29 protein-coding genes are annotated in these 25,312 nt (G+C 76.1%); 4 read left to right on the plus strand and 25 right to left on the minus strand.

The features are described 5' to 3' along the window. Nucleotides 1-13: 13 nt before the first annotated feature. A complete protein-coding gene (locus tag FHN55_RS16350) occupies nucleotides 14-412 on the plus strand; it encodes a pyridoxamine 5'-phosphate oxidase family protein (protein WP_257571063.1) in 399 nt (132 codons plus the stop codon). Here the strand turns inward: FHN55_RS16350 and FHN55_RS16355 are convergent. Beyond that, complete coding sequence (locus FHN55_RS16355) at nucleotides 387-899, minus strand: DUF2029 domain-containing protein (protein ID WP_139713399.1); 513 nt, start codon at nucleotides 897-899, stop codon at nucleotides 387-389. The genes FHN55_RS16350 and FHN55_RS16355 overlap by 26 nt on opposite strands. Further along, nucleotides 896-1,147 (minus strand): helix-turn-helix transcriptional regulator, encoded by a 252-nt coding sequence (locus FHN55_RS16360; RefSeq protein WP_139713400.1) that lies wholly within the window; start codon nucleotides 1,145-1,147, stop codon nucleotides 896-898. Before FHN55_RS16360 ends, FHN55_RS16355 begins: the two co-directional genes overlap by 4 nt. A gap of 115 nt (nucleotides 1,148-1,262) precedes the next feature. Here FHN55_RS16360 and FHN55_RS16365 point away from each other — a divergent pair, with 115 nt between their 5' ends. Continuing rightward, complete coding sequence (locus FHN55_RS16365) at nucleotides 1,263-1,832, plus strand: YdeI family protein (RefSeq protein WP_139713401.1); 570 nt, start codon at nucleotides 1,263-1,265, stop codon at nucleotides 1,830-1,832. Here the strand turns inward: FHN55_RS16365 and FHN55_RS16370 are convergent. Further along, nucleotides 1,818-2,342 carry a hypothetical protein gene (locus tag FHN55_RS16370; protein WP_139713435.1) on the minus strand — a complete coding sequence of 175 codons (525 nt, stop codon included), beginning with the start codon at nucleotides 2,340-2,342 and terminating at the stop codon, nucleotides 1,818-1,820. The genes FHN55_RS16365 and FHN55_RS16370 overlap by 15 nt on opposite strands. A 69-nt stretch (nucleotides 2,343-2,411) precedes the next feature. Between FHN55_RS16370 and FHN55_RS16375 the strand changes: the two genes are divergently transcribed. Further along, entirely contained in the window at nucleotides 2,412-4,265 is a 1,854-nt protein-coding gene (locus tag FHN55_RS16375) for a chorismate-binding protein (RefSeq protein ID WP_218974743.1), read from the plus strand. 4 nt (nucleotides 4,266-4,269) lie between these two features. Here FHN55_RS16375 and FHN55_RS16380 read toward each other — a convergent pair whose 3' ends face one another. The 10 genes from FHN55_RS16380 to rpsB form a co-directional block, all read right to left on the minus strand. Further along, nucleotides 4,270-5,721: a family 43 glycosylhydrolase gene (locus FHN55_RS16380; protein WP_139713402.1), complete on the minus strand. Its 1,452-nt coding sequence runs from the start codon at nucleotides 5,719-5,721 to the stop codon at nucleotides 4,270-4,272. A gap of 126 nt (nucleotides 5,722-5,847) precedes the next feature. Next, nucleotides 5,848-6,417, minus strand: a complete 570-nt coding sequence (locus FHN55_RS16385) for a DivIVA domain-containing protein (protein ID WP_139713403.1) — start codon at nucleotides 6,415-6,417, stop codon at nucleotides 5,848-5,850. Nucleotides 6,418-6,484: 67 nt separating this feature from the next. Then, nucleotides 6,485-8,188 carry an ATP-binding cassette domain-containing protein gene (locus tag FHN55_RS16390; RefSeq protein ID WP_139713404.1) on the minus strand — a complete coding sequence of 568 codons (1,704 nt, stop codon included), beginning with the start codon at nucleotides 8,186-8,188 and terminating at the stop codon, nucleotides 6,485-6,487. Between the two features lie 220 nt (nucleotides 8,189-8,408). Next, nucleotides 8,409-9,473, minus strand: a complete 1,065-nt coding sequence (locus tag FHN55_RS16395) for an LLM class flavin-dependent oxidoreductase (protein WP_139713405.1) — start codon at nucleotides 9,471-9,473, stop codon at nucleotides 8,409-8,411. Between the two features lie 49 nt (nucleotides 9,474-9,522). After that, the gene (gene rlmN / locus FHN55_RS16400; RefSeq protein ID WP_139713406.1) at nucleotides 9,523-10,680 is read right to left on the minus strand and encodes a 23S rRNA (adenine(2503)-C(2))-methyltransferase RlmN; all 1,158 of its coding nucleotides are present in this window, start codon (nucleotides 10,678-10,680) and stop codon (nucleotides 9,523-9,525) included. Between the two features lie 49 nt (nucleotides 10,681-10,729). Further along, nucleotides 10,730-11,611, minus strand: coding sequence for a phosphatidate cytidylyltransferase (locus FHN55_RS16405; RefSeq protein WP_180357896.1), 882 nt, complete (start codon nucleotides 11,609-11,611; stop codon nucleotides 10,730-10,732). A gap of 30 nt (nucleotides 11,612-11,641) precedes the next feature. Next, the gene (gene frr, locus FHN55_RS16410; protein ID WP_139713407.1) at nucleotides 11,642-12,199 is read right to left on the minus strand and encodes a ribosome recycling factor; all 558 of its coding nucleotides are present in this window, start codon (nucleotides 12,197-12,199) and stop codon (nucleotides 11,642-11,644) included. Between the two features lie 69 nt (nucleotides 12,200-12,268). Continuing rightward, nucleotides 12,269-13,027 (minus strand): UMP kinase, encoded by a 759-nt coding sequence (gene pyrH / locus FHN55_RS16415; RefSeq protein WP_218974744.1) that lies wholly within the window; start codon nucleotides 13,025-13,027, stop codon nucleotides 12,269-12,271. A 4-nt stretch (nucleotides 13,028-13,031) separates the two neighbouring features. Then, nucleotides 13,032-13,856, minus strand: a complete 825-nt coding sequence (gene tsf / locus FHN55_RS16420) for a translation elongation factor Ts (protein WP_139713408.1) — start codon at nucleotides 13,854-13,856, stop codon at nucleotides 13,032-13,034. 114 nt (nucleotides 13,857-13,970) lie between these two features. Further along, entirely contained in the window at nucleotides 13,971-14,921 is a 951-nt protein-coding gene (gene rpsB, locus FHN55_RS16425; protein ID WP_139713409.1) for a 30S ribosomal protein S2, read from the minus strand. A 344-nt stretch (nucleotides 14,922-15,265) separates the two neighbouring features. On the opposite strand from rpsB, the gene FHN55_RS16430 reads away from it, so the two are divergent. Further along, nucleotides 15,266-15,931, plus strand: coding sequence for a M23 family metallopeptidase (locus FHN55_RS16430; protein WP_139713410.1), 666 nt, complete (start codon nucleotides 15,266-15,268; stop codon nucleotides 15,929-15,931). Here the strand turns inward: FHN55_RS16430 and whiG are convergent. From whiG to FHN55_RS16490, 12 genes are all read right to left on the minus strand, one after another. Beyond that, entirely contained in the window at nucleotides 15,822-16,724 is a 903-nt protein-coding gene (whiG, locus tag FHN55_RS16435) for an RNA polymerase sigma factor WhiG (RefSeq protein ID WP_139713411.1), read from the minus strand. The genes FHN55_RS16430 and whiG overlap by 110 nt on opposite strands. 50 nt (nucleotides 16,725-16,774) lie before the next feature. Further along, nucleotides 16,775-17,704, minus strand: a complete 930-nt coding sequence (locus tag FHN55_RS16440) for a tyrosine recombinase XerC (RefSeq protein WP_139713412.1) — start codon at nucleotides 17,702-17,704, stop codon at nucleotides 16,775-16,777. Then, complete coding sequence (gene dprA, locus FHN55_RS16445; protein WP_139713413.1) at nucleotides 17,688-18,941, minus strand: DNA-processing protein DprA; 1,254 nt, start codon at nucleotides 18,939-18,941, stop codon at nucleotides 17,688-17,690. Before dprA ends, FHN55_RS16440 begins: the two co-directional genes overlap by 17 nt. Further along, nucleotides 18,938-20,506: a YifB family Mg chelatase-like AAA ATPase gene (locus FHN55_RS16450; RefSeq protein WP_139713414.1), complete on the minus strand. Its 1,569-nt coding sequence runs from the start codon at nucleotides 20,504-20,506 to the stop codon at nucleotides 18,938-18,940. The genes dprA and FHN55_RS16450 overlap by 4 nt, the downstream gene beginning before the upstream one ends. After that, on the minus strand, nucleotides 20,503-20,916 hold the full coding sequence (locus FHN55_RS16455) for a YraN family protein (protein ID WP_218974745.1): 414 nt from the start codon (nucleotides 20,914-20,916) through the stop codon (nucleotides 20,503-20,505). The genes FHN55_RS16450 and FHN55_RS16455 overlap by 4 nt, the downstream gene beginning before the upstream one ends. A 138-nt stretch (nucleotides 20,917-21,054) precedes the next feature. Further along, nucleotides 21,055-21,378: a DUF2469 domain-containing protein gene (locus tag FHN55_RS16460; protein WP_139713415.1), complete on the minus strand. Its 324-nt coding sequence runs from the start codon at nucleotides 21,376-21,378 to the stop codon at nucleotides 21,055-21,057. Nucleotides 21,379-21,387: 9 nt separating this feature from the next. Next, nucleotides 21,388-22,194, minus strand: coding sequence for a ribonuclease HII (locus tag FHN55_RS16465; RefSeq protein WP_257571064.1), 807 nt, complete (start codon nucleotides 22,192-22,194; stop codon nucleotides 21,388-21,390). Then, entirely contained in the window at nucleotides 22,187-22,945 is a 759-nt protein-coding gene (gene lepB, locus FHN55_RS16470; RefSeq protein ID WP_139713416.1) for a signal peptidase I, read from the minus strand. Before lepB ends, FHN55_RS16465 begins: the two co-directional genes overlap by 8 nt. A gap of 142 nt (nucleotides 22,946-23,087) precedes the next feature. Next, nucleotides 23,088-23,444 carry a 50S ribosomal protein L19 gene (gene rplS, locus FHN55_RS16475; protein ID WP_139713417.1) on the minus strand — a complete coding sequence of 119 codons (357 nt, stop codon included), beginning with the start codon at nucleotides 23,442-23,444 and terminating at the stop codon, nucleotides 23,088-23,090. Nucleotides 23,445-23,663: 219 nt separating this feature from the next. Continuing rightward, nucleotides 23,664-24,473 carry a tRNA (guanosine(37)-N1)-methyltransferase TrmD gene (gene trmD / locus FHN55_RS16480; protein WP_139713418.1) on the minus strand — a complete coding sequence of 270 codons (810 nt, stop codon included), beginning with the start codon at nucleotides 24,471-24,473 and terminating at the stop codon, nucleotides 23,664-23,666. 7 nt (nucleotides 24,474-24,480) lie between these two features. Then, nucleotides 24,481-25,011, minus strand: a complete 531-nt coding sequence (gene rimM, locus FHN55_RS16485) for a ribosome maturation factor RimM (RefSeq protein ID WP_139713419.1) — start codon at nucleotides 25,009-25,011, stop codon at nucleotides 24,481-24,483. A 23-nt stretch (nucleotides 25,012-25,034) separates the two neighbouring features. Further along, nucleotides 25,035-25,289 carry an RNA-binding protein gene (locus FHN55_RS16490; protein WP_139713420.1) on the minus strand — a complete coding sequence of 85 codons (255 nt, stop codon included), beginning with the start codon at nucleotides 25,287-25,289 and terminating at the stop codon, nucleotides 25,035-25,037. Nucleotides 25,290-25,312 lie beyond the last annotated feature (23 nt).

Here is a 25,312-nt window from a genome sequence, read left to right on the forward strand (position 1 = left end):
CACCCTGGACGGCGTGGAGCTCACCCCGGCAGCGCTGGCCTTCGTCACCGAGCGGCGCCTCGCGACCCTCACCACCCACAGGCCCGACGGCACCGCGCACGTCGTGCCGGTGGGCTTCACCTGGGACGCCGAGGCCGGCGTCGCCCGCGTCACCGCGCGGTCGACCTCCCGCAAGGTGCGCAACGCCCGGCTCGCCGAGACCTCCGGCGGCCGGGCGGTGCTGTGCTCCTTCGAGCGGGCGCAGTGGCTCACGCTCGAGGGGCCCGTGCGCGTCCGGGACGAGCCGGACGTCGTGGCCGACGCTGTGGCCCGCTACGCCGTGCGCTACGAGCGCGAGCCCCGGGAGGACCCGCTGCGCGTGGTCGTCGAGGTCGCGGTGGACCGGGTCATGAGCTCCTCCCACCTGCGCTGAGGCGCTGCGCCCTCCGGCGCCCCACCAGCCCGCTCACCGCGATCGCCACGGCCGCCAGGACCCCGCCCACGACGAAGCCGGTGGCCATGCCCCCGGCGAAGCCGTCGCCGCCCCCCTGGGCCCGCACGACGCCGGCGCACAGGGCGATGCCCAGCGCGAGCCACGCCAGGACGCGCCACCGCAGCGGCTTCACGCCGCGGGTGTCCTCCCCGAGCACCCCGTGGGCCCTGGCGTAGCCGAAGACCACCCACGACGCCGCACCCGGCGCGACGAACATGAGCAGTGCGTACGGCACCGCGGTCGCGCCCCCCACCCACACCGACACCACCGCGGTGAGCGGCAGCAGCCACAGCAGCAGCTGGAACCCGATGGCGCTGGCCTCGTTCCAGACGTCGCGCTGGTGCTCCTCGTCGTAGAAGGGGCTCCCCAGGTCTCCCACGCGCGCCGCCGCCCGCACGAACCAGCCGTCACGCACCTGCTCGCTCACCGCTGCTCCCTCCCTGCTGCCGCACCGGCAGCCCCCTGCGCCTCGTGCTCGCCGAACAGCTCCTCGACGGTCCGGCCCAGCCGGTCCGCGATCGCCAGGGCCAGGTACACCGACGGGGCGTAGTCGCCCGCCTCGACCGCGACGACGGTCTGCCGGGTCACGCCCGCCGCCGCCGCGAGGTCCGCCTGGGTCAGCCCCAGCACCGCCCGCGCGGCGCGGACTCCGTTGCTGCGGCCTCGCGCCGACATCCTGCCCACCCCCCTAATGTCGAGTAGACCTGACACGGTGTCAAGTAGACACGACAAGAAGTCAGGGGAACCCGACACGCTTCCTCTGGTCGGCCCCGCGCGGCACACTCCTGCCGTGGCCCTTCCGCTCCCCGACCTCGTGGTCACCGACGCCGCCGCGTGGGGCGCCTGGCTCGACGAGCACGCGACCACCTCCGCGGGCGTCCGCCTGGCCCTCGCCAAGGGCGGCGCCACCGAGCCCACCGCGCTCGTCTACGAGGAGGCCGTGCTCGAGGCGCTCTGCCACGGCTGGATCGACGGGCAGGTGACCAAGCGCGACGACGTCAGCTACGCCATCCGCATGACCCCGCGCCGTCCCCGCTCGAACTGGTCCGCGGTGAACGTGCGGCGCGTCGCCGCGCTGGAGGCCGCGGGCCGGATGCGGCCCCGAGGCGCCGCCGAGGTGGCCGCCGCCCAGGCCGACGGCCGCTGGGAGCGCGCCTACGCCGGGTCGGCCACCATCGAGCCGCCGCCCGAGCTGGCGCAGGCGCTGGCCGCGGACCCGGCGTCCGCCGCCGCGTGGGAGGCGATGTCCCGGGGCGACCGGTACCCGTGGCTGTACCGCATGCACACCGTCAAGCGCCCCGAGACGCGCGCCCGCCACGTGGCCGCCCTCCTGGACCACCTGCGCTCAGCGGGCTCCTGAGCCGCGCCGGCCCCTGCGCACCGCTCTCACCACCAGGACGACGACGACGAGCGCGACCCCGGTCAGCGCTGCTGCGCCCCACACCGACCCCGTCGCGGCCGAGAGCGCCGCCGTCCACGCCGCCCAGCCGACCGTGGCGTAGATCGCCGCGTGCAGCGCGCAGCCGACGAGCATCGCGGCGGTGTAGCGCCCGAACGGCATCCTCAGCAGCCCCGCGGCGCCGTTGACGGCCGTCTTGGTGCCGGTGGCGAGGAAGGACGCCGGCACGGCGAGCAGCCCCCAGCGCTCCACCGCCCGCAGGCCCGTCCCCTCGGAGGCCCGGCGCAGCCACCCGCCGGCGCGCAGCAGCCAGCGGGGGCGGCGGGTGGCGGGGCCGCGCCGGCGGTCGTCGGCCGACCACGCGGCCACCAGCCGGGCCAGCCAGTACGTCGCCTGGGTGCGGACGAGGACCACGGCGAAGAAGAAGGCGAACAGCCCCCAGAACGGAGCGCCGTCGGTCCAGGCCGGCACCCCGTCGACGCTACCCGGCCAGCCGGCGAGCGACCGGGCCGCGGGCGGCGGTCGGGCAGAATCCCCGGCGTGCTGCGCACCGACGACCTCCAGGCCGGTCGCGCGCTGCTCTTCGCCGACGCCGCGCACCCACCCCGCCGCGTGGTCGCCGCCCACGAGCTCGACCAGGTGGTCCCGGCCCTGCAGGAGGTGCAGGCGGCCGTGGCGGCGGGCAGCTGGGCCGTGGGCCTGGTGGCCTACGAGGCCGGTGCGGCGCTGGACCGGGCGCTCGTCGCGCGGGCACCGGACCGGCGGCTGCCGCTGGTGTGGTTCGCGCTGGTCGACGCGCCGGTGGAGGTGCCCGTCGTCGGCCAGCCGGACCCCGCCGCCGGTCCGCCGGGGTGGTCGGCCGGTCCCTGGGCGCCGAGCACCACGGCCGAGGAGCACGCCGCCGCCGTAGCGGGGGTGCGCGAGCGCATCGCGCGCGGGGAGACCTACCAGGTGAACCTCACGCTGCAGCTGTCGGCGCCCTTCTCGGGGGACCCCGAGGCGCTCTACGCGGACCTCGTGCACGCACAGCGCGGCGACCACGGGGCGCTGCTCGACCTGCGGCCGCACGGCGTGGACGCGGTGGTGGCCAGCGCCAGCCCCGAGGCGTTCTTCAGCGTCGTCGAGGACCACGACGGGGACGACGGCCCCGACGGCCGGCTGCGCCGGCGGGTGGTGACCCGGCCGATGAAGGGCACGGCGCCCCGGGGCCGGTCGGCGGCGGAGGACGCGCTGGCGCTGGGCCGCCTGACCTCCAGCGCCAAGGAGCGCGCCGAGAACGTCATGATCGTCGACCTGCTCCGCAACGACCTGCACCGCGTGTGCGACGCGGGGTCGGTGGAGGTCACCGAGCTGCTGGCCGCGCAGACCTACCCCACGGTCCACCAGGTGGTCTCCACGGTCGAGGGCCGGCTGCGGGAGGGCACCTCGACGCTGGACCTCTTCCGCGCGCTGTTCCCCTGCGGGTCGGTGACCGGTGCGCCCAAGGCGTCGACGGCGCGGGCGATCGCGGAGCTGGAGCGCACCCCCCGCGGGGTGTACTGCGGAGCGGTCGGGTGGCTGGCGCCCCCGGGAGAGCCGGTGGCGGCGCGGTTCTCCGTGGCCATCCGCACCGCCGTGGTCACGGGCGGCACGCAGGGCCCGACGGTCTCCTACGGCACCGGCAGCGGCGTGACCTGGGGCTCGCGAGCCGGTGCTGAGCACCGCGAGGTGCTGGCCAAGGCGGCGGTGCTGGGCCGGCGCGAGGAGCCGCACGGCCTGCTGGAGACCCTCGCGCACCACCCCGGGGCAGGGCTGGTGGACGTCGAGCGCCACCTGCGCCGGCTGGCGGCGTCCGCGGCCTTCTGCGGGCTGCCGCTCGACCCGGCCGCGGCGCGAGCCGCGCTGGACGGCGCCGTGACCGGTGCCGCCGCGGGGGGCGCTACGAGCGGCCCGCTGCGCGTGCGCCTCGAGCTCGGCCCGGACGGAGCGCTGTCCGCGACCGCCGTCCCGCTGCCGCGGTCGTCGTCGTCGACCGTGAGGCTGGTGGTGGACGACGTGCCGCGGGTGCGCAGCGAGGACTGGTGGCCCCGCCACAAGACCACGCGCCGCGGGTGGATCGACGCGCTGCGCGCTCAGCACCGGGTGGGCGCCGCCGGTGGCCCCGACGAGGTGGTGTGGACCAACGAGCGCGGCGAGGTCTGCGAGGCGAGCACGGCCAACCTCGCGGTGCGCCTGGACGGGCGGTGGTGGACGCCGCCGGTGGAGTGCGGCCTGCTGCCCGGCGTGCTGCGCGAGCGGCTGCTGGACTCCGGGCAGCTCGAGCTGCGCGTGCTGCACCCCGACGACCTGCGCCGCGCCGACGGGCTCGCCGTGCTCAGCTCGCTGCGCGGCTGGCGCCCGGCTCGTCTGGCCTGAGCGGCTACTTCTTCTTGGCCGACGCCTTGGCGGGCTTCTGGGCGGCGGGCTTCTTCGCCGCGGGCTTCTTGGCCGCCGGCTTCTTGGCCGCCGGCTTCTTGGCGGACGCCTTCGCCGGGGCCTTCGCGGCCGGGGGCTTGGCCGCCGGCGCGGCCGTCGGGGGCCGGGGCGCGGGCACCGAGGTCGTGGCGGGGGTGAACGGGCCCACGGGCGCCGTCCCCGGGACCACGGACAGGCGCCCGTCGGAGACCCGGGTCAGCGTGCCGATGCTCAGGCGGCGCGGGTGGCGGATGGCCTCGCCCACCCGGTCCTCGCCGAGGAAGTACGTGGCGGAGGCGATGCGGAGGTTCCCGGCGGCGTCGAGGAAGGCCGCGGACCCGCCGGGGCCCTGCGCCGTGCCGCTGCTCGAGAGCAGCGGCCGCTCGTCGGGCCGGGCGCACGGGGCGGTCGGGCCCTGCGGGCAGATCGCGTAGCCGGTGGCGTAGGCGCTGCGGCCGGCGGCGTCCGTGGTGCCCCAGTGGTTGGCCGAGTAGAAGAGGTAGGTGGTGCCGCCGTAGCTGACCATGGAGGGGTTCTCGATGGTGGTGCCCTCCCACCCGCCCTCGTGGGTGGTGAGCAGGGTGGTCCACGGGGCGCCCGGCCTCGGCTTCCCGTCGGCGCCGAGCTCCACGGACATCAGCGCGCTCGGGTGGCTGTCCACCTTCCCCAGCGCCTTCCACAGCAGGTAGTCCTTGCCGGTGGCGGGGTCGTGGTAGCCGGCGGGGTCGATGGAGCCGTCGGGGTCGGTGGCCACCGGCTGGCACTGGACGGGGCCGGTGGAGTCGTCGCGGAACGGCCCGAGGGGGCCGGGACCGCTGGCCACGGTGAGGCAGAAGCGCGTCGGGCCCACGCGCACCGCGGAGTACAGGTACCAGGTGTCGCCGATCTGGAACGCCGACGGCGCCCAGTACTCGGTGCGGACCCACGGGCCGTCGGAGGTCTTGAGGCCCCAGGAGGCGGGCTTCACGAGCACGTCGTTGTTGTTGTACTTGTCCCAGTCCGACCAGCTCTGCGACCGGAACTCCGCGGGGACCGCGGGGTCGGCCGCCACGGAGTACCCCGGCTTCCCGGGCGGACCGGCCTGGCTGTAGGTGGGCCGCGCGCGCCAGGTGACGAGGTCGGTGCTCGTCAGGGCGGGGACGTACCGGCCCGCGGTGTTGGTGGCGTAGGCGTAGTAGACGTCACCCACGCGCACGACCGCCGGGTCGGCGAAGTCGCCCTGCCAGACCTCGCCGGGGACGGTCCAGTTGTTCTTGATCTCCGGTGCCCGCGTCTCGGTGCCGTCCACCGCGGCGGCCGTCCCGGCGGGCAGCAGCACCAGACCGCTGAGCAGGCCGGCGAGCGCGAGCGACGCGGTCGCCCGCAGGCGGGTCAGCCGTGCCGGCCGGGTCGGGCGAGGGGGGCGGGGGTGGTCCACGGGGACGTGGTCGGCAGCGACCGTCGCCCGCCACAGGGCCGTTGCTCCGTCAGGTGGACCCCGCCGCGGTCGGTTCCCCCGTCCGCGCCGCCGGGCGGCGGATGGGGTGGCGGGTCAGGACAGGGGTCAGGCTGCGGTGACCGAGGCCGCCATGACCTCGACGGCGCGGTCGATGAACGCGTCCACCTGGTGCTCGGCGTAGCCCTGCTCACCGCGGCGGGTGGTGAAGACGGCCCGGCGCAGGTCGTCGTGGCCCAGGCCGGGGGCGCCAGCGAGCCAGTCCGCGATGCGGTCGCACAGGGCGTCGACCTCGGACGGGTCGTAGGCGAGGTGGCCGGGCTCGGCCCTGTCGAACCTGTCGCCCTCGGGGCGGTCCAGGCGGGGGCGGAGGGTGGCGGCGCGGGCCGCCAGCTCGGCGTAGGCGCGGTCGGCGCCGAGGCGGCCGCGCACCACCTCCTGCTCGCGGCGCAGGAAGGCGTCCTCCATGCGGTCCAGGGCGGCGTCGACCATCTGCACGTCGTAGCCGCGGCGGACGAGGTCGAAGCCCACCTCGCGGACGTCCCGGCTGCTGACGCCGCCGCGCGGGCCGCCGGTCTCGTAGGACACGCGGGCCCGTGCGAAGAACTCCTCGACCTGCTCGACGGCGTAGCCGCGGCGGAAGCCGGTGGTGCGCTCGAACGTCGGGCCCTGGGTCACCTCAGCATGGTGCCCCAGCAGCCCCACGGGGCGCAGGAGAACACGCCCGCGCGCCAGCGCCGACGGCCTAGCGCACGCGCTGCACCCGAGGCTCGTCCCACACGGGCTCGGGGGTCTCGCGCGCTGCGCCGTCGGCGCCCAGCACGAGGAACCTGTCGAAGCCGCGGGCGAACCACCGGTCGTGCGTCACGGCGACCACGGTCCCCTCGAAGCGCTCCAGCGCCGCCTCGAGCGCCTCGGCGGACTCCAGGTCGAGGTTGTCGGTCGGCTCGTCGAGCAGCAGCAGCGTGGCTCCGGACAGCTCCAGCAGCAGCACGCCGAACCGCGCCCGCTGACCGCCGGAGAGCGTGTCGGCGCGCTGCTCGGCGGCCTTCGCCAGCCCGTAGCGGTCCAGTGCGCGGGTGGCGGGCTCGCGCGGCAGGCCCTGGCGGTGCCCGTCACCGCGGTGCAGCACCTCCAGCAGCGTCTTTCCGGCGTGGGGGTCGGCGCTGGTGGCGGCCTCCCCGTGCAGCGCGGAGGACTGGCGGAACCAGCCCGGGCGCACCCGGGACCCGAGCTTCGCCGTCCCCGTGTGCTCCACGGGGGCCGGCGGCGGGCCCTCGCCCACGGGCTCGTGCTCGGCCTCGGGGTGCGTGCCCCCTCCGGCGAGCAGCCGCAGCAGGTGGCTCTTCCCGGAGCCGTTGGACCCGAGGACGGCGAGCCGGTCGCCCAGGTGCAGCTCCAGGTCGAAGGGGGCGACGAGCCCGGTCAGGCCCAGCTGCGTGCACGTGACCGCGCGCTTCGCCGTCCTGCCCCCGCGCAGCCGCATGCCGAGGCGCTGGGCCACCGGGGCGGCCTCCGGCGGGCCGGCGTCCTCGAAGCGCGCCAGCCGGGTCTGGGCGGCCTGGTAGCGGCTGGACATGCCGTCGTTGAAGGTGGCCTTCTGCTTGAGGGTGACCACGAGCTGCTTGAGGGCGGCGTGGTCCTCGTCCCAGCGGCGGCGCAGCTCCTCCAGGCGGGCGGCGCGGTCGGCACGGGCGTCGGCGTACCCGGCGAAGCCGCCGCCGTGGACCCACAGCCGCGCGCCGGCGGCGCTGGGCTCCAGGGTGGCGACGCGGGTGGCGGTGCGGGCCAGCAGCTCGCGGTCGTGGCTGATGAGCAGCACCGTGCGGCCGCTGGCCACCAGCGCCTCCTCCAGCCACCGCTTGCCGGGGACGTCGAGGGCGTTGTCGGGCTCGTCCAGCAGCAGCACGCCGTCCGGACCACGCAGGAGCGACTCCAGCAGGAGCCGCTTGCGCTCCCCGCCGGACAGGGTGGCCACGTCGCGCCAGCGGGCACGGTCCCACGGGATCCCCAGTGCGGCGTCGCAGACGACGTCCCACGCGACCTCGGCCTCGTAGCCGCCGGCGTCGCCCCAGGCGGTGATCGCGGTGGCGTAGCGCATCTGGGTGGGCTCGTCGTCGAGCTCCATCATCGCCAGCTCGGCGGCGTCGAGCTCGGCGGCGGCGGCGCGCAGCGCGGGCGGGGCCACCGACAGCAGCAGGTCGCGGACCTCGGCGGTGCCGGCCCCGGCGGACTGCTGCATGACCTGCAGCTCGCCGGAGCGGGTGACGGACCCGGCGGTCGGGGCGAGCTCTCCGGTGACGATGCGCAGCAGCGTCGTCTTGCCGGTGCCGTTGGGCCCGACGAGGGCGGTGCGCTGGCCGTCACCCACCCGCAGGTCCACCTCGCGCAGGAGGGGACGGCCGTCGGGGAGGTCGTAGGAGATCCCGCTGACCTCGAGGTGCGCCACGGGCGTCGATCCTCCCCGACGCCCCGCGCCGCCGTCACGCGGGTTTCCCCGCCTCCCGGCGCACTCGGTCACCCGAGTGCGCCTTCCCGGGGCGCTCACCGAGCACTCGGTCACCCGAGTGCGCCTCCAGGCGGCCCTGGAGCAGCACTGGGGTGCGCGAGTGCGGGATGAGACGACGTCGTCCCCGCACTCGACGACGCGAGTGCGGGGACGGGCGCCCTCAGACGGCGGCGGGCTGCTGACCGGCGCCGGAGTCCGTGCGCCGGTGCGCCGGGGTCCAGCCGAGCGCCGGGGCCACGTGCTCGGCGACGGTCGCCAGCAGCCGGGTGTTGTAGTCCACCCCCAGCATGTTGGGGATGGTCAGCAGCAGCGTGTCCGCCTCCTGGACGGCCACGTCGCGGGCCAGCTGCTCGGCGACGGCGGCGGGGTCGCCGGCGTAGTGCCGGCCGAAGCGGGCCAGCCCGCCGTCGAGGAAGCCGACCTGGTCGGTGCTGTCGACGTCGCCGCCGAAGTACAGCCGGTCCTCGTCGGTGGTGATGGGCATGACGCTGCGCGAGACCGAGACCCGCGGGACGCCCGACCAGCCGGCCTGCGCCCATGCCTCGCGGAAGCCGGCGATCTGCTCGGCCTGCAGCTGGTCGAAGGGCACGCCGGTGTCCTCGGTGAGCAGCGTCGAGCTCATGAGGTTCATGCCCTGCTCGCCGGCCCAGCGGGCGGTGGCGCGCGTGCCAGCGCCCCACCAGATCCGGTCGGCCAGGCCGGGCGCCTGCGGCTGCACGGACAGCAGGCCCTGCCGGCCCGTCATCTGCGGGTCCATCGGCGCGACGCCCGCCCCCGCGACGGCGGCGCGGAACCGCCTGGTGTGGTCGCGGGCGAGGTCGGCGTCCGTGCGCCCCTCGGGCGCGACGTGGCCGAAGGCCTCGGCGCCGCGCAGCGCGGGCTCGGGTGATCCCCGGCTCACGCCCAGCTGGAGCCTGCCGCCGCTGATGAGGTCGGTGGAGGCGGCCAGCTCGGCCATGGCCAGCGGCTCCTCGTAGCGCATGTCGATGACGCCGGTGCCCAGCTCGATCCGCGAGGTGCGGGCGGCCATGGCGGCGAGCAGCGGCCACGGCGAGGACAGCTGCGGGGCGAAGTGGTGGACCCGGATGAACGCGCCGTCCAGCCCGAGCTCCTCGGCGGCCACGGCCAGCTCGACGGTCTGCAGGAGGGCGTCGGCCCCCGTGCGCACGTGGGAGCCGCGGGCAGGACGCCAGCTGCCGAAGTTGAGGAACCCGATGTTCTTCATGTTTCAACCAACTGCGGCGGTCCGGCGTCTGTTCCCGACTGCTGGGCCGTCAGCCGGTGGGCTGGGCGATGTCCGACGCGGCCAGCTGGCCGCAGGCGCCGTCGATGTCGCGGCCGCGGGTGTCGCGCACCGTGGTGGGGATGCCCGCGTCGCGCAGTCGCCGGACGAACTCGGCCTCCACCCGCGGGTCCGACGCGGTCCACCGCGAACCGGGCGTGGGGTTGAGCGGGATGGGGTTGACGTGCACCCAGCCGCTCCCCCGGGCGAGCAGCTGCTCGGCGAGCAGGTCCGCGCGCCAGGCGTGGTCGTTGACGTCGCGGATGAGCGCGTACTCGATGCTCACGCGCCGGCCGGTGGCGTCGAAGTACCGCTTGGCGGAGTCGAGCACGGCGGCCACGTCGAAGCGGCTGTTCAGCGGGACCAGCTCGTTGCGGAGCACGTCGTCCGGGGCGTGCAGGCTGAGCGCCAGCGTGACCGCGAGCCCCTCCCCGGCGAGCCTGTCGACGGCGGGGACGAGTCCCACGGTGGAGACGGTGATCCCGCGTGCGGACATGCCCAGGCCGTCGGGGGCCGGGTCCACCATGCGGCGCACCGCACCGACGCACGCCTTGTAGTTGGCCAGGGCCTCGCCCATGCCCATGAAGACCACGTTGTGCACGCGCTCGCCGGTGGGTGCCAGGCGCCGGTTGGCGGCGTGGACCTGCTCGACCACCTCGGCGGCCGACAGGTTGCGCTGCAGGCCGCCCTGGCCGGTGGCGCAGAAGGGGCACGCCATGCCGCAGCCGGCCTGGCTGGAGACGCACAGCGTCACGCGTCCGGGGTAGCGCATGAGCACGCTCTCGATGCGGGCGCCGTCGAAGAGCTTCCAGAGCGTCTTGACGGTGTCGCCGTCGTCGGCCTCCAGCGCTCGGGTCTGCGTGAGCAGGGGCGGGAGGAGCGCCGAGCCCAGCTGATCGCGCAGGCCGGCCGGCAGGTCCGTCATGCCGGCGGGGTCGACCTCGCCGCGCCCGAAGTAGTGCTGGGCGACCTGCTTGACGCGGAACGCCGGCACGCCCAGCTCGGCGGCCGCTGCGGCGCGCTCGGCCGGGGCGAGGTCGGCCAGGTGGCGCGGCGGCTTCGCCCGGCGCGGGGCGGCGAGGGTCAGCGCGGGGCGGGCCCCCGCGGAGGCGGCGGGAGCGGCGGGGGCGGTGGGCGCGGCGTCAGACATGGCGTTCTCCATGGTCCCACGGCTCCGGGGCAGCCCGCGTCAGCCGATCTCAGCGGACCAGCAGCTCCAGCAGCAGCCAGGTGGTGGGCGCGACGGCCAGGAGCGAGTCGAGCCGGTCCAGCACGCCGCCGTGGCCGGGGACCAGCGTCCCCATGTCCTTGATGCCGAGGTCGCGCTTGAGGATCGACTCCGACAGGTCTCCGAGGGTCGCGGCGACCACGGCGCCCAGGCCCACCAGGGCCCCCGCCCACCAGCTGCCGCCCAGGAGCAGCCACACGGACAGCGACCCGGCGACCAGGCACGCGGCCGCGGACCCGGCCAGCCCCTCCCAGGACTTCTTGGGGCTGATGGACGGCGCCATGGGGTGGCGCCCGAAGAGCACGCCGGCCGCGTAGCCGCCGACGTCGCTGCAGACCGTGAGCAGCACGAAGACGAGCACCCGTAGCGCGCCGTCGTCGGCGGCGAGCATGAGCATCGCGAAACCGGCCAGCAGCGGCAGCCAGCCCACCACGAGGACGGCGGCCGTGACGTCGCGCACCAGCGCGACCCCCGGCGCCGACGTGCCCTCCCCCACGTGGGGAGGCAGGTCCGGGACCTCGAGGACCCGCCACAGGACGGCCGCGACGGCGGTCAGGCAGACGCCGACGAGGAGCGCGTCGAGGCCACCGACGTAGGCGGCCACCAGGGTGGCCGCGGACCCGACGACGAGGGGGACCTGCGTGACGCGCCGGTGGCGCGTGGCCAGCGCCCGCGCCAGCTCCCGCACCGACAGCCCCACGGCCACCGCGGCGATGGCGATGAAGACCTGCTTGACCAGCAGCAGCGCCGCGAGGACGCCGCCGCCCAGCAGCACCCCGGCGATGATCGCCGCGGGCAGGTTGCGCCCCGCCCGCCCCGTGGGGCGGACGGGCTGCACCGCCGAGTCGGCCACGGCACGCACCAGCTCTCCGGCAGCTCCCGCTCAGACGGCGAGGAGCTCGGTCTCCTTGTGCTTCACGAGCTCGTCGATCTCGTCCACGAACCGGCGGGTGAGGGAGTCGAGCTCCTTCTCGGCGCGGGCCACCTCGTCCTCGCCGGCGTCACCGTCCTTGACCACGCGGTCGAGCTCGTCCTTGGCCTTGCGGCGGACGCTGCGCACGGAGACGCGGGCGTCCTCGGCCTTCGACTTGGCCAGCTTGATGTAGTCGCGCCGCCGCTCCTCCGTGAGCTGCGGGAGGATGATGCGGATGACGTTGCCGTCGTTGGACGGGTTGACGTCGAGGTCGGAGGCGCGCAGCGACTTCTCGATCGCGGCGATGGAGGTCTTGTCGTACGGGCTGATGAGCACCGTGCGGGCCTCCGGCACCTGGAACGAGGCCAGCTGCTGCAGCGGGGTCATAGCGCCGTAGTACTCGACGTTGACCTTCGCGAACAGCGCCGGGTTGGCGCGGCCGGTGCGGATCGCCGAGAAGTCGCTCTTGGCGACCTCGACGGCCTTCTCCATCTTCTCCTCGGCCTCGAGGAGCGTGTCGTCGATCACAGGCCTGGTCCTCCTCGTCAGTGCGTCGCGTCCGGGCTGCCCCGCGCCCCCCGCAGGGGGCGCAGGGACTCAGCCCGCCGAGACGAGCGTGCCGATCCTCTCACCGCGCAGCGCGGCGGAGATGGTGCCCTCCCCGTCCATGCCGAACACGACCATGGGCAGGCCGTTGTCCATGCACAGGCTGAAGGCGGTGGCGTCGACCACCTTGAGCTGCTGGCGCAGCGCGTCCCCGTAGCTGACCTCGTCCAGGCGGGAGGCGTCGGGGTCCTTGCGCGGGTCGGCGGTGTACACGCCGTCCACGCCGTTCTTGGCCATGAGCACCGCGTCCGCACGGACCTCGAGGGCGCGCTGGGCGGCCACGGTGTCCGTGGAGAAGTACGGCAGACCGGCGCCCGCGCCGAAGATGACGACGCGGCCCTTCTCCATGTGGCGGATGGCGCGGCGCGGCACGTACGGCTCCGCGACCTGGCCCATGGTGATGGCGGTCTGGACGCGGGTGTCGACGCCCGCCTGCTCCAGGAAGTCCTGGAGGGCCAGGCAGTTCATCACGGTGCCGAGCATGCCCATGTAGTCGGCTCGGCTGCGGTCCATGCCGCCCTCGCTGAGCTCGGCGCCGCGGAAGTAGTTGCCCCCGCCGACGACGATCGCCACCTGGACGCCCTCGCGGACGGGACCGACGATGGCCCGCGCCACGGAGGCGACCACGTCGGGGTCCACCCCGACGCGGCCGCCTCCGAACGCCTCGCCCGACAGCTTCAGGACGACGCGGCGCCAGCCGTCACCGCGCAGGCTCGCGCCCGCACCCTCGCTGCTGACCGGGGTGCTCACGGTCTCAGGCGCCGACCCGGAAGCGGGCGAAGGCGAGCACCTTGACCCCGGAGTCGTTCAGCACCTGCTGGACGGTGCGCTTGGGGTCCTTCGCGAAGGACTGCTCCAGCAGCACGTTGTCCTTGAAGAAGCCGTTCACGCGGCCCTCGATGATGCGCGGCAGGGCGGCCTCGGGCTTGCCCTCCTCGCGGGCGGTGTCCTCGGCGATGCGGCGCTCGTTGGCCACGGTCTCCTCGGAGACCTCGTCGCGGTGCAGGTGCAGCGGCGACAGGGCCGCGACGTGCATGGCGACGTCGCGGGCGGTGTCGACCTCCTCGCTGTCCAGCGCCACGAGCACGCCGATCTGCGGGGGCAGGTCGGGGCTGGTCCGGTGCAGGTAGGAGGCGACGTGCTCGCCCTCGAGGCGGGCCACGCGGCGCACCTCGATCTTCTCGCCGATGGTCGCGTTGGACTCGTCGAGCAGCGCCTGCAGCGGCTTGCCGTCGATCTCGGCGGCCAGGAGCGACTCGGCGTCCTTGGCGCCGGAGCTGACCGCGAGGTCGAGCACCCGGTCGGCCAGGGCGATGAAGCGCTCGCCCTTGGCGACGAAGTCGGTCTCGCAGAGGACCTCGACGAGGGTGCCCACGCCGCCCTCGACGCGCGCCGCGACGAGGCCGTTGCTGGTGGTGCGCCCCTCGCGCTTGGTCACGCCCTTGAGGCCCTTGACCCGGAGGATCTCGATGGCCTTGGCGCGGTCGCCGTCGGCCTCGTCGAGGGCCTTCTTGACGTCGAGCATGCCCGCGCCGGTCTGCTCGCGCAGGGCCTTGATGTCAGCGGCGGTGGTCGCCATGGGTGGTCCGTCCTCTCGCCTTGTCGTGCTGGTCTGCGCCGCCCGGCGCGGTGCGGCCGGGCGGCAGTGCCGCGCCGCCCCCGGTCGGGGACGGCGCGGCGGTGGCGGCCTGCGTCAGGCGCTCGGCTGGGCCTCGTCGGCGGCCGGCTGCGCCGGGGCGGCCTCGGCGGCGGGCTCGCTGGCCTCGCCCTCGGCCTGGTCGATCGCGGCGGCCGGGGTGGCGCCCGCGGGGACCTGGGCGGCGGCGTCGGCCTCGCCCTGGGCGGCGGCAGCGCCAGCGGCGTTGTCGCCGGCGCCGGCGCCGGTCTGGGTCTCGCCGGCCAGCAGCTCGGCCTCCCAGGCGGCCATCGGCTCGGCGGCGGAGTCACCGCCGCCGGCGCGGGTGCGCAGGCCGTCGGCCACGGCGTCGGCGATGACACGGGTCAGCAGGGTGACCGAGCGGATCGCGTCGTCGTTGCCGGGGATGCGGTAGTCCACGACGTCGGGGTCGCAGTTGGTGTCGAGGATCGCCACGACCGGGATGCCCAGCTTGTGCGCCTCGTCGACGGCGAGGTGCTCCTTGTTGGTGTCCACGACCCAGATCGCCGAGGGCGTGCGGGCCATGTCGCGGATGCCGCCGAGCGTGCGCTCGAGCTTCTCCTTCTCGCGGCGCATCATGAGCAGCTCCTTCTTCGTGCGGCCGGAGGAGGCCACGTCGTCGAAGTCGATCTGCTCGAGCTCCTTGAGGCGCTGCAGGCGCTTGCTCACCGTCTGGAAGTTGGTGAGCATGCCGCCCAGCCAGCGCTGGTTCACGTAGGGCATGCCGACGCGCGCGGCCTGCTCGGCCAGCGGCTCCTGCGCCTGCTTCTTGGTGCCCACGAAGAGGATCGAGCCGCCGTGCGCGACCGTCTGCTTGACGAACTCGTACGCGCGGTCGATGTGGGTCAGCGACTGCTGCAGGTCGATGATGTAGATGCCGTTGCGGTCCGTCAGGATGAACCGCTTCATCTTGGGGTTCCAGCGACGGGTCTGGTGCCCGAAGTGGACGCCGCTCTCGAGCAGCTGGCGCGTGGTGACGACGGCCATGCCGCACTCCTCTCGGCCCCGACCGGGTTCGACTCCGGACGCGGGGCTCATCTCGGTTCTTGCCGCGGTCCGGGTCCGGCCGCCGCCCTGGTGCCCGCGGAGCGCCACCACCCGGCTCTGCCGGGACCGAGGTGGCGCACCCCGCCGCGAGGCGGTGTGCGGGCACGCGAAGTACCGGTCGCGAGACCGGCCGGGCTCCATCCTACGCGGCCGGGCGGGTCACCCCTGACCGCAGGCCCGTCCGGGCGCCCACAGGCGCCGGGGCCGCACGGTCGTCCACAGGTCCGTCCACCGGTCGGGCCCGCGGGCCGGCGACCCTGCCGTGCGCGCGGCAGCCTCCCGGGGTGCCCGTCCTCGTCGTCGTCCTGCTCCTCGCGGTGGCCGCCGCCGTGCTGCCGGCGGCGCCGGCGGCCGCCGCGACGTCCCCGCCGCCCGCGGGGCGGAGCTGGTGGTGGCCGCTGCACGACGACGACGGCCCGCCGGCCGTGCTGCGCCGGGCCTCGCTGCCGCAGCGGCCCTGGCAGCCGGGGCACCGGGGCGTGGACCTCGCCGCCGCCCCGGGGCAGGACGTGCTGGCGCCGGTGGCCGGCGTCGTGGTCGCGGCGGGGGCGGTGGCGGGCCGCCCGGTGCTCAGCATCCGGGCGGCCTCGGGGTGGCGGGCCACGCTCGAGCCGGTGGACGCGTCGGTGGCGGTGGGCGACCGCGTGGTGCTCGGTCAGCGCGTCGGGGCGCTGGCCGCCACCGCGTCGCACTGCGGTGCGGCCAGCTGCCTCCACTGGGGCGTCCGCACGGGCTCGGGGGCCCAGACCCGCTACCGGGACCCGCTGGCCCTGCTGCGGCCGCGGGTCCGCCTGCTGCCGGTGCCCGGGTGGGGCGCCGCGGCGGCGGGCGGCGGACCGGTCAGCCGGCCTCGGCCAGCTTGGCGCGCATCGCCACCACGGCCTTGGTGTGCATCTGGCACACCCGCGACTCCGTCACCCCGAGCACCTTGCCGATCTCCGACAGCGTGAGGTTCTCGTAGTAGTAGAGCGTCACGACGATCTTCTCGCGCTCGGGCAGCTGGTCGATGGCGCGCGCGAGGAGGTACTTGGTCTCCTCGTTCTCGAACGCGGTGACCGGGTCCTCCACGCGGGTGTCCTGCAGGGTGTCGCCGAGCGAGAGCGACTCGCCCTTCTCCCCCGTCACGCCCAGCAGCTCGTCGAGGGCCACGACGTTGACGTAGGACACCTGGCTGAAGATCGCGTGCAGCTCCTTGAGCGTGATGCCCATCCGCGCGGCCACCTCGGGCTCGGTCGGCGTGCGGTGGAGCTCCGCCTCGAGCGCGGCGTAGGCGCGCTCGACGTCGCGGGCCTTGCTGCGCACCGACCGCGGGATCCAGTCCATGGCACGCAGCTCGTCGATGATGGCGCCGCGGATCCGCGTGATCGCGTAGGTCTCGAACTTGATGGCCCGCTCGAGGTCGAACTTCTCGATGGCGTCGATGAGGCCGAACACGCCGTAGGAGACCAGGTCGGCCTGGTCGACGTTGGCCGGCAGGCCCACGGCCACGCGGCCCGCGACGTACTTGACCAGCGGGGCGTAGTGGAGGATCAGGCGCTCGCGGACCACCGGGTCGCCGTGGGCCTTGAACCGCTCCCACAGGTCGCGCAGGAGCGCCTCGTTGCGAGCGACGGCCTCGGCGTCGGCGCCCTTGGCGGCCAGGCGGCTGCTGAGCCTGGGGGCGCGCGCGGCAGGAGCCTGCGCGGGCGCGGTGGTGGTGATCGTGGGCGCCGGGGGCGCCTCGACGGGAGCTGCCTCGGTCATGTCCCTGCCTCTCCCCGACGGGGCTCCCCGCCGGGCGCCTGCGGGGGCGCTCACGCCCGCGGGTGGGCCTGTTCGTAGCTGCGACGCAGGCGCTCGACCGAGACGTGGGTGTAGACCTGCGTGGTCGCCAGGCTAGCGTGGCCGAGCATCTCCTGGACGGACCTCAGGTCCGCGCCGCCGTCCAGCAGGTGGGTCGCCGCGGTGTGGCGCAGGGCGTGCGGGGCGGCGTCGACGCCCTCCTCCAGGCCCCTGAGCAGCGCGTGGACCACGGCACGCACCTGGCGCTGGTCCCAGCGGCCGCCGCGGGCACCCAGCAGCAGAGCCGGTGGCGACCCGGGCGTGGCGAGCCGGGGGCGGCCCCGCTCGAGGTACTCCCCCACGGCGCGGTCGGCCGGCTGCCCGTACGGCACCACCCGCTCCTTGGAGCCCTTCCCCAGCACGCGCAGCGTGCGCCGGGCCCTGTCGACGTCGTCCACGTCGAGGCCCACGAGCTCGCTGACCCGGATGCCGCTGGCGTACAGCAGCTCGGCCGCGGCGCGGTCGCGCAGGTGGGCCGGCTCGTCGTCGTCTGCGCGGGTGGCGGCCAGGTCCATGAGCCGCCCCGCCTGGTCGGCGCGCAGCACCGTCGGCAGGGTCCTGTTCGGCGACGGCGACCGCAGCCTGAGCGCGGGGTCGGCGGGCAGGCGGCCGGTGCGCACCGCCCAGGCGGTGAAGCTCCGCACCGCCGAGGTGCGCCGCGCCAGGGACGAGCGGGCGGCGCCGGCCCCGGCGAGGGCACCGAGCCACGAGCGCAGGTCCGCCAGGGACAGCGCCCCCAGGTCGGTGCCCGAGGCCTCGAGGTGCGCCTGCAGCGAGGCCAGGTCGGCGGCGTAGGCGCGCGTGGTGGCCGGCGACGCGCCGCGCTCCAGCTCCAGGTGCCGGCAGAACAGCGCCGGCCACTCCTGCGGCTGGCCCGCCCGGTCGTCACGGTCGTGGTCCACCCGCCCACTCTGGGTGAGCCCTGCCGCCGGGCTCAAGCGGGGCGCGCCGCCACCCCTCGGACGTCCGCGCCGCCAGGCCCCTGCGGGACAGCTCGCGCAGCACGGTCGGCACGTCCTGCGCGGCGAGCCCGGCGGTCACGGCGATGCGCTCGGCGGACCGCGCCGAGACCTTGGGCAGGGCGTCGAGGACCGCCACCTGCACCGGGTCGAGCCCGTCGTGGGCCCGGGCCGGCACCGTGCGGACCGGCTCGGGCGCCACCTCGTCGACGAGCTGCAGCACCTCGGCGGCGTCGGTGACGCACACGGCCCCGGAGCGCAGCAGCCGGTGGCAGCCCTCGGAGGACGGGGAGGTGACGGGTCCCGGCACCGCTCCCACGGGCAGGCAGAGGTCCATCGCCAGACCGGCCGTGGACAGCGAGCCCGACCGCCAGCCCGCCTCCACCACCACCGTGGCCCGGGAGACGGCGGCGATGAGGCGGTTGCGCTGCAGGAAGCGGCGCCGCATCGGGCTGGACCCCGGTGGCACCTCGCTCACCACCAAGCCCTCCTCGGCCACGGCGCGCAGCAGCCGCTGGTGCGAGGACGGGTAGGCCCGGTCCACCCCGCACGCCAGCACGGCCACCGTCGGGGCGCCGGCCGCGAGCGCGCCGCGGTGGGCGGCGCCGTCGATGCCGAGGGCGGCCCCGGACACGGTCGTCGCCCCGGCGTCCCCGAGGCCCACGGCGATGCTCGCCGCGATCCGCTCCCCGTAGGCGGTGGCCGCCCGGGCGCCGACCACGGCGGCGCTGCGCCCGCAGGCCGCGGCGAGGTCGAGCGGGCCGCGCACCCACAGCGCGAACGGCTCGCCGCCGTTGAGGTGCACCAGCCCCTCGGGCCACTCGGGGTCGCCGTCGAGCACCACCCGGCCGCCCAGCGCCAGCACCCTGGCGAGGTCGCGCTCGGGGTCGGTCTCCTCCCAGCGGCTCGCCCAGCGCGCCAGGCCGGCCCGCAGGGCGTCCGGGGTCTCCCCCGGCAGGCACTCAGCCGCGCTCACGGGCGCCGGTGACGCCAGCCGCTCGAGGGCCTGCGGCCCCCCTCGTCCGGCGACGAAGCACTTCGCCACGAGGTCCTCCGGCTCCGCCAGCCGGGACCAGGCGAGCATCGCGAGGCGCTCGTCGCCGGCCCACCGGGGAAGGCGCCGGCCGAGCTCGGGCAGCGCGTCCTGCCAGCCGGCGGCCCGGCCCGTGGGCGCACTCACGCCACGGCCCACGGCAGCCGCCACGACAGCGCCCGCTCGACGTCGTCGGCGCCGGGGGCGGGCCGGCCCGCGAGGTCGGCCAGCGTCCACGCGACGCGCAGCACCCTGTCGAGCCCCCGCAGGGTCAGCTCGCCGGAGTCGAGGCGGACCATCGCCGGGCGCACCACCGCGGGCGGCAGGCGCAGCGGTCCGCGCAGGTGCCGGCCGGGGACCTCCCCGTTGCACCGCCAGGGCGTGGTGCTCAGGCGCTCCGCAGCGGTGGCGCGTGCGGCGGCCACCTGCCGCGCCACCTGCTCCGACGTGGTGCGGCCGGTGGTGCCGCGCTCGGCGGCGTCCAGCTCGGTGCGGGAGACCGGGGCCACCGCCACCTGCAGGTCGACCCGGTCCAGCAGCGGACCGGAGAGGCGGTTGCGGTAGCGGCGCTGCTCCTGCGGGGTGCAGCGGCACGCCAGCCCCCTGTCGGTGGCGCGCCCGCACGGGCACGGGTTGGCGGTGCAGACCAGCTGGAAGCGCGCCGGGAAGCGCGCGGTGCCCCGCGAGCGGGCGATGACCACCTCACCGTCCTCGAGGGGCTGGCGCAGCCCCTCCAGCACCCGGCGGTCGAACTCGGGCGCCTCGTCCAGGAGCAGCACGCCGCGGTGCGCGCGGGAGACCGCGCCCGGGGCCGGTCCGGAGGAGCCGCCTCCGAGCACGGCTGCGGCCGAGGCGGTGTGGTGCGGCGCCTCGAAGGGCGGCCTGTCGAGCAGGCCGCGGGAGGGGTCGAAGGTGCCCGCGAGGGAGTGCACGGCGGTGACCTCGACGGCCTCGGGCTCCGAGAGCGGCGGCAGCACGCCGGGCAGGCGCGCCGCCAGCACCGACTTGCCGGCACCGGGCGGGCCCGTCATGAGCAGGTGGTGGCCGCCGGCAGCGGCCACCCGCAGGGCGTCGAGCGCGTCGGCCTGGCCGACGACGTCGCCCAGGTCGCCGGTGTCCGCCCTGCCGAGGCTGCCCGGGAGCGCTCCCGGCCGGGGAGGTCCGGCGCGCCGGGAGGAGCGCACCGGCGGCGCGACCGCGGTGCCGCCGTGAGCGCGCACCACGTCCCCCAGGTGCTCGACGGGCACCACCTCCACGCCGGGCACCAGGGCGGCCTCCGCGGCGTTGGCCGCGGGGACGACGGCGCGCCGCACGCCCTGGGCGTGCGCGGCGAGCACCGCCGGCAGCACGCCGCGGACCGGGCGGACCCACCCGTCCAGACCCAGCTCCCCCAGGTGGAGGGCGCTGGCCGCGGAGGCGGGGCGCAGGCCCTGCTGGGAGGCGATGACCGCGGCGGCGACGGCGACGTCGAAGGAGGCCCCCTGCTTGGGCAGCGACGCCGGGGACAGGTTGACCACCACCCGGCGGTCGGCCACGGCCAGACCGGCGTTGCGCAGGGCAGAGCGCACGCGGTCGCGCGACTCGTTGAGTGCGGCGTCGGGCAGGCCGGTGACGACGAACGCCGGGAGGCCGGAGGTGACGTCGGCCTCGACCTCCACGAGGTGGCCCGCCAGGCCGACCAGGGCCACGGACAGGGACCTGCCGACGCTCACGCGCCCACCCCGCGCACGTGCTGCACCTCGGCACCGCCGGCGCGGTCCAGGAGCACCCCGACCACGTCGAGGCGCAGCTCGCCGGTGCGGGCGCGGCCGGGGTGCTCGGCGCACCACAGCCCCAGCAGCCGGCGCAGCCGCGCCACCTTCAGGGGCGTCACGGACTCCAGCGGGGTGCCCGACGCGGTCGTGCGGCGGGTGCGGACCTCCACGCCGACGAGCGCGTCGCCGTCGCGCACCACGAGGTCGAGCTCGCCCCAGCGGCAGCGCCAGTTCCTGTCGAGCACCTGCGCGCCGCCGGCGACCAGGTGCGCCTCGGCCAGCCGCTCACCGCGCTCGCCGACCTCCCGGCGCGACAGCGCCCCAGCGCCTCCGGCGAGTCCACCGGCACCCCTTCGGGCCTCTGCCACCACGACCACCTCCGGGTGGTCACGCTGCCCGCCGGTCCCGCCGCACGCGCGGGCCCGCGACCCGGCCTGTGGACGACGGACCCGTCAGGCGCCCCTGTGGGCGCAGGACGTGCTCAGTGGCCGACCAGCGGGCCGGGGTCAGCCCGTGAAGCCCTCGGGCTTGGGCACCTCGAGGTCGCTCTTGGACAGCTCCTCCACGTTGACGTCCTTGAACGTCACCACGCGGACCGTCTTGACGAAGCGCGCCGACCGGTACACGTCCCACACCCACGCGTCCGACAGCACCAGCTCGAACCAGACCTCGCCGTCGGTGGTGCGGGGGCGCAGGTCCACGGAGTTGGCCAGGTAGAACCTGCGCTCGGTCTCCACCACGTAGGAGAACAGGCCGACGACGTCGCGGTACTCGCGGTAGAGCGCGAGCTCCATCTCGGTCTCGTAGTCCTCGAGGTCCTCAGCGCTCATCGCCGCTCATCATGCACCCCGCGCTCCGAGCGCCTCGCCGGAACCCCGGGGCTCGCGCTCGGGCCCGGCCCCGGGCTCGAGCGCGCCGAGCAGGTCCAGCTGCTCGGCCAGCGCCGCCTGGCCGGCGGCGGCGACGCCGGGCAGGCGCCAGCTGCGCCGGTGCTGGGCGCTCGGGCCGAGCTCGCGCAGCGCTGCCAGGTGGTCCGGGGCGCTGTAGCCCTTGTTGCCGGCCCACCCGTAGCCGGGGTGGTCCGCGTCGAGCCCGGTCATGAGGGCGTCCCGCTCCACCTTGGCGAGCACCGAGGCGGCCGCGACGGCGGCGCAGCGCAGGTCCCCCTTGACCTGCGTCACCACGTCGACGCCGTCGGCCAGCGGTGCGCAGTGGGCGGGCGGCGGCGGGTGCGGCCGGTTGAGCCAGTCGTAGTCGCCGTCGAGCAGCGCCGCCGCGGGCAGCGCGGGCAGCTGGTGCAGGGCCCGGGTGCCGGCCAGCCGCAGCGCCCGCAGGATGCCGAGGGCGTCGACCTCGGCCGCCGACGCGTGCCCGACCGCCCACCCCGGCGCCCAGCGCCGCAGCGCCGGCACGAGGGCCTCGCGGGCGGCGGGGCTGAGCAGCTTGGAGTCGCGCAGGCCCACGGGAGCGCTCCGGGTGGACAGCTCGACGACGACGACGCCGACGGTGACCGGCCCGGCGAGCGCTCCGCGCCCCACCTCGTCCACACCGGCCACCAGGGCGTGGCCGGACCGCAGCAGCTCGCGCTCGCGCCGCAGCGTCGGGGCGGCGGAGCGGGGTCTGCGCGCGGCCGCCCGCTCAGCCACCGCTGGAGGCCGCCGGGACGCCGGCGAAGGCCTCGGCGTGCCGGCCCAGCCAGGTGAGCCTGTCGAGCGGCCACACGACGACCACGGCGCGCCCCACGACGTCGTCCACCGGCACGGCACCGCCTCCGGGAGAGCCGGGGTGGTAGCGGGAGTCGCCGGAGTTCTGCCGGTTGTCCCCCTCGACCCACAGGCTGTCCGGCGGCACGGTGACGTCGAAGTCGACCTCGCTGGAGACCGAGCCGGGCTTGAGGAAGTCCTCGTGGATCGCCACGCCGTTGACCGTGGTGAGCCCCTCGGCGTCGCAGCACACGACGCGGTCGCCGGGCAGGCCGATGACCCGCTTGATGAGGTGCTGGCCGGAGTTGGAGGGCAGCACCCCCACGAAGGTGAGGACGTCGACGACGGCGTTCCCGACCGGACCGCGGTCGACCTCGGGGACGGGGTCGAGCCAGCCGCCCGGGTCCTCGAAGACCACCACGTCGCCGCGCTGGAGGTCGAACGGCCCCGGCGTGAGCTGGCTGACGAGCACCCGGTCGCCGCGCAGGAGGGTGTCCTCCATCGACTCCGAGGGGATGTAGAACGCCTGCACGAGGAAGGTCTTGACCAGCAGCGACAGCACGAGGGCGGCCACCACCACGACGGCGGCCTCGCGCACGGCCGCGACGAGGCCGGCGAGCGGGCCGCGGTGGCGCGTGCGGCGGCCGGGCCCGTCAGGGGGCGGGGACTCGTGCCGCGCCTGCTGGTCAACCACTCGTCCTCCGGGGGATGGGGGTCACGGGCGGTGCGCCCGCGACCTCGGAAGGCTACGTCGGCGTGCTGGGAGACGAGGTCCGGACGCGGCGGAGGCCCGGTCCGAGACGGACCGGGCCTCCGCTGCTCAGGCCGAGCTGGGCTCAGGCCGGACGGCTGTCGCGCTTCTCCTTGATCTTGGCGGCCTTGCCGCGCAGGTCGCGCAGGTAGTACAGCTTCGCGCGGCGCACGTCACCGCGGGTCACGACCTCGATGGAGTCGATCGCCGGGGAGTGCAGCGGGAAGGTGCGCTCCACGCCCACGCCGAAGCTGACCTTGCGGGCGGTGAAGGTCTCGCGCACGCCACCGCCGGAGCGGCGGATGACGGCGCCCTGGAAGACCTGGATGCGGGAGCGGCTGCCCTCGACGACCTTGACGTTGACCTTGACGGTGTCGCCGGGGCCGAAGGCCGGGATGTCGCTGCGCAGCGAGGCGGCGTCGAGAGCGTCGAAGGTGTGCACGGTTGGTGTCCGTTCCCGCGGTGCCACAGGTCACGCGCGACGTCTGGCCTGCCGCGGTGCGCGGACGGGCCGGTGGTCTGCTTCCGTCGTCGTGCCGGGTCCCCTCCGGCGACCGCACGCCCCCTGTGGCAGGGGCGGCGCCGGTCACGGCACGGCTTCCAAGTCTGCCACAGCAGCGGTGGTGGCTCGACCAGTCCCGCGCTGGACCGGCTGCAGCCCTCAGGAGGGGCGGCGCAGCCGCCCGTCGCCGCTCTCCCAGCCGAGCTCGGCCAGCACGGCGCGGTCGGCCCGGGTGAGATGGGCCGGGTCGAGCCGCTCCAGCAGGTCCGGGCGGCGGTCGGCGGTGCGCCGCAGCGACTGCTCGCGCCGCCAGGACGCCACCTTGGCGTGGTGGCCCGACAGCAGCACCTCCGGCGCCGGGCGGCCCTCCCAGGTGGCCGGGCGCGTGTAGACGGGCGCCTCGAGCAGACCGCCGGACGCCGGCGCGTGCGACTCCTCGACCACGCTCTCGGGGTTGCCCAGCACACCGGGCAGCAGCCGCGCGACGGCCTCGACGACGGCGAGGACGGCCACCTCACCGCCGTTCAGCACGTAGTCGCCGAGGCTGACCGGCGTCACCGGACCGTGCTCCGCGGCGGCGTCGAGCACCCGCTCGTCGATGCCCTCGTAGCGGCCGCAGGCGAAGGCCAGCCAGGCCTCGGAGGCGAGCTCGTGGGCCATCGCCTGCGTGAAGGGGACGCCCGCGGGGCTCGGCACCAGCAGGTGCGGCACCGCCTCGGGCTCCTCCAGCGAGCTGCGCCCGGCCTCGCGCACCGCGGCCAGCGCGGCCGCCCACGGCTCCGGGCGCATGACCATGCCGGCGCCCCCGCCGAGCGGGGCGTCGTCGACGGTGCGGTGGCGGTCGGTGGTCCAGGTGCGCAGGTCGTGGACGTGCAGGTCGAGCAGGCCCGTGGTGCGGGCCTTCCCGATGAGCGAGAGCTCCAGCGGCGAGAGGTACTCGGGGAAGATCGTGACGACGTCGATCCTCACGCGAGGATCACCGGGCGTCCTCGGGCGCGCCGTCACCCTCGAGCAGGCCGCCGGGCGGGTCGAGGACCACGCGGCCGCCGGCCACGTCGACGACGGGCACCAGCGCGGCCACGAAGGGGATCCGCGCCAGCGACCCCGAGGGCTGGCGCACCACGAGCAGGTCCTGCGCGGGGCCGTGCTCGACGCCCACCACCTCGCCGGCGGCGCGGCCGTCGGTGCGCTCGGCGCGCAGGCCCACCAGCGCGGGCACGGACCAGGCGTCCGGCTCGTCGTCACGGGTGGCGGGGACGTCGGCGAGCAGCAGGACGCCCCGCAGCTGCTCGGCGGCGTTGCGGTCGGTGACGCCCTGGAATGACAGCAGGGTCACGCCGTTGTGGTCCCGCGCGGACTCCAGCACGAGCGGCCCCACCCCCGCGGGGTCGGTGGAGAACACCGCTCCCCCGGCGAAGCGCTCGCCGGGGGAGTCGGTGCGGACCTCGACGCTGACCTGCCCGCGCACTCCGTGGGGACGCCCGATCCGGGCGACGACGACCTCCATGCGCGGACGGACCCCTCCGGCGGTCAGGACGGGCGGCGGCGGGGGCGGTCGACGTCGACGACGTCGACGCGCACGTCGTCGTCGCCCGCGAGGGCGCCGACCACCGTGCGCAGCGCCTTGGCCGTGCGGCCCGACCGACCGATCACCCGGCCGAGGTCCTCGGGGTGCACGCGCACCTCGAGGACCTCGCCGGAGCGCAGGCGGCGGGTGCTGACCCGGACGTCGTCGGGGTTGTCGACGATGCCGCGGACCAGGTGGTCGAGCGCCTCAGCGAGCACGACGGCCTGCTCCTGCCCGGTGC

Source organism: Streptomyces sp. NP160 (assembly GCF_006335115.1).
Lineage (GTDB): Bacteria > Actinomycetota > Actinomycetes > Actinomycetales > Quadrisphaeraceae > Quadrisphaera.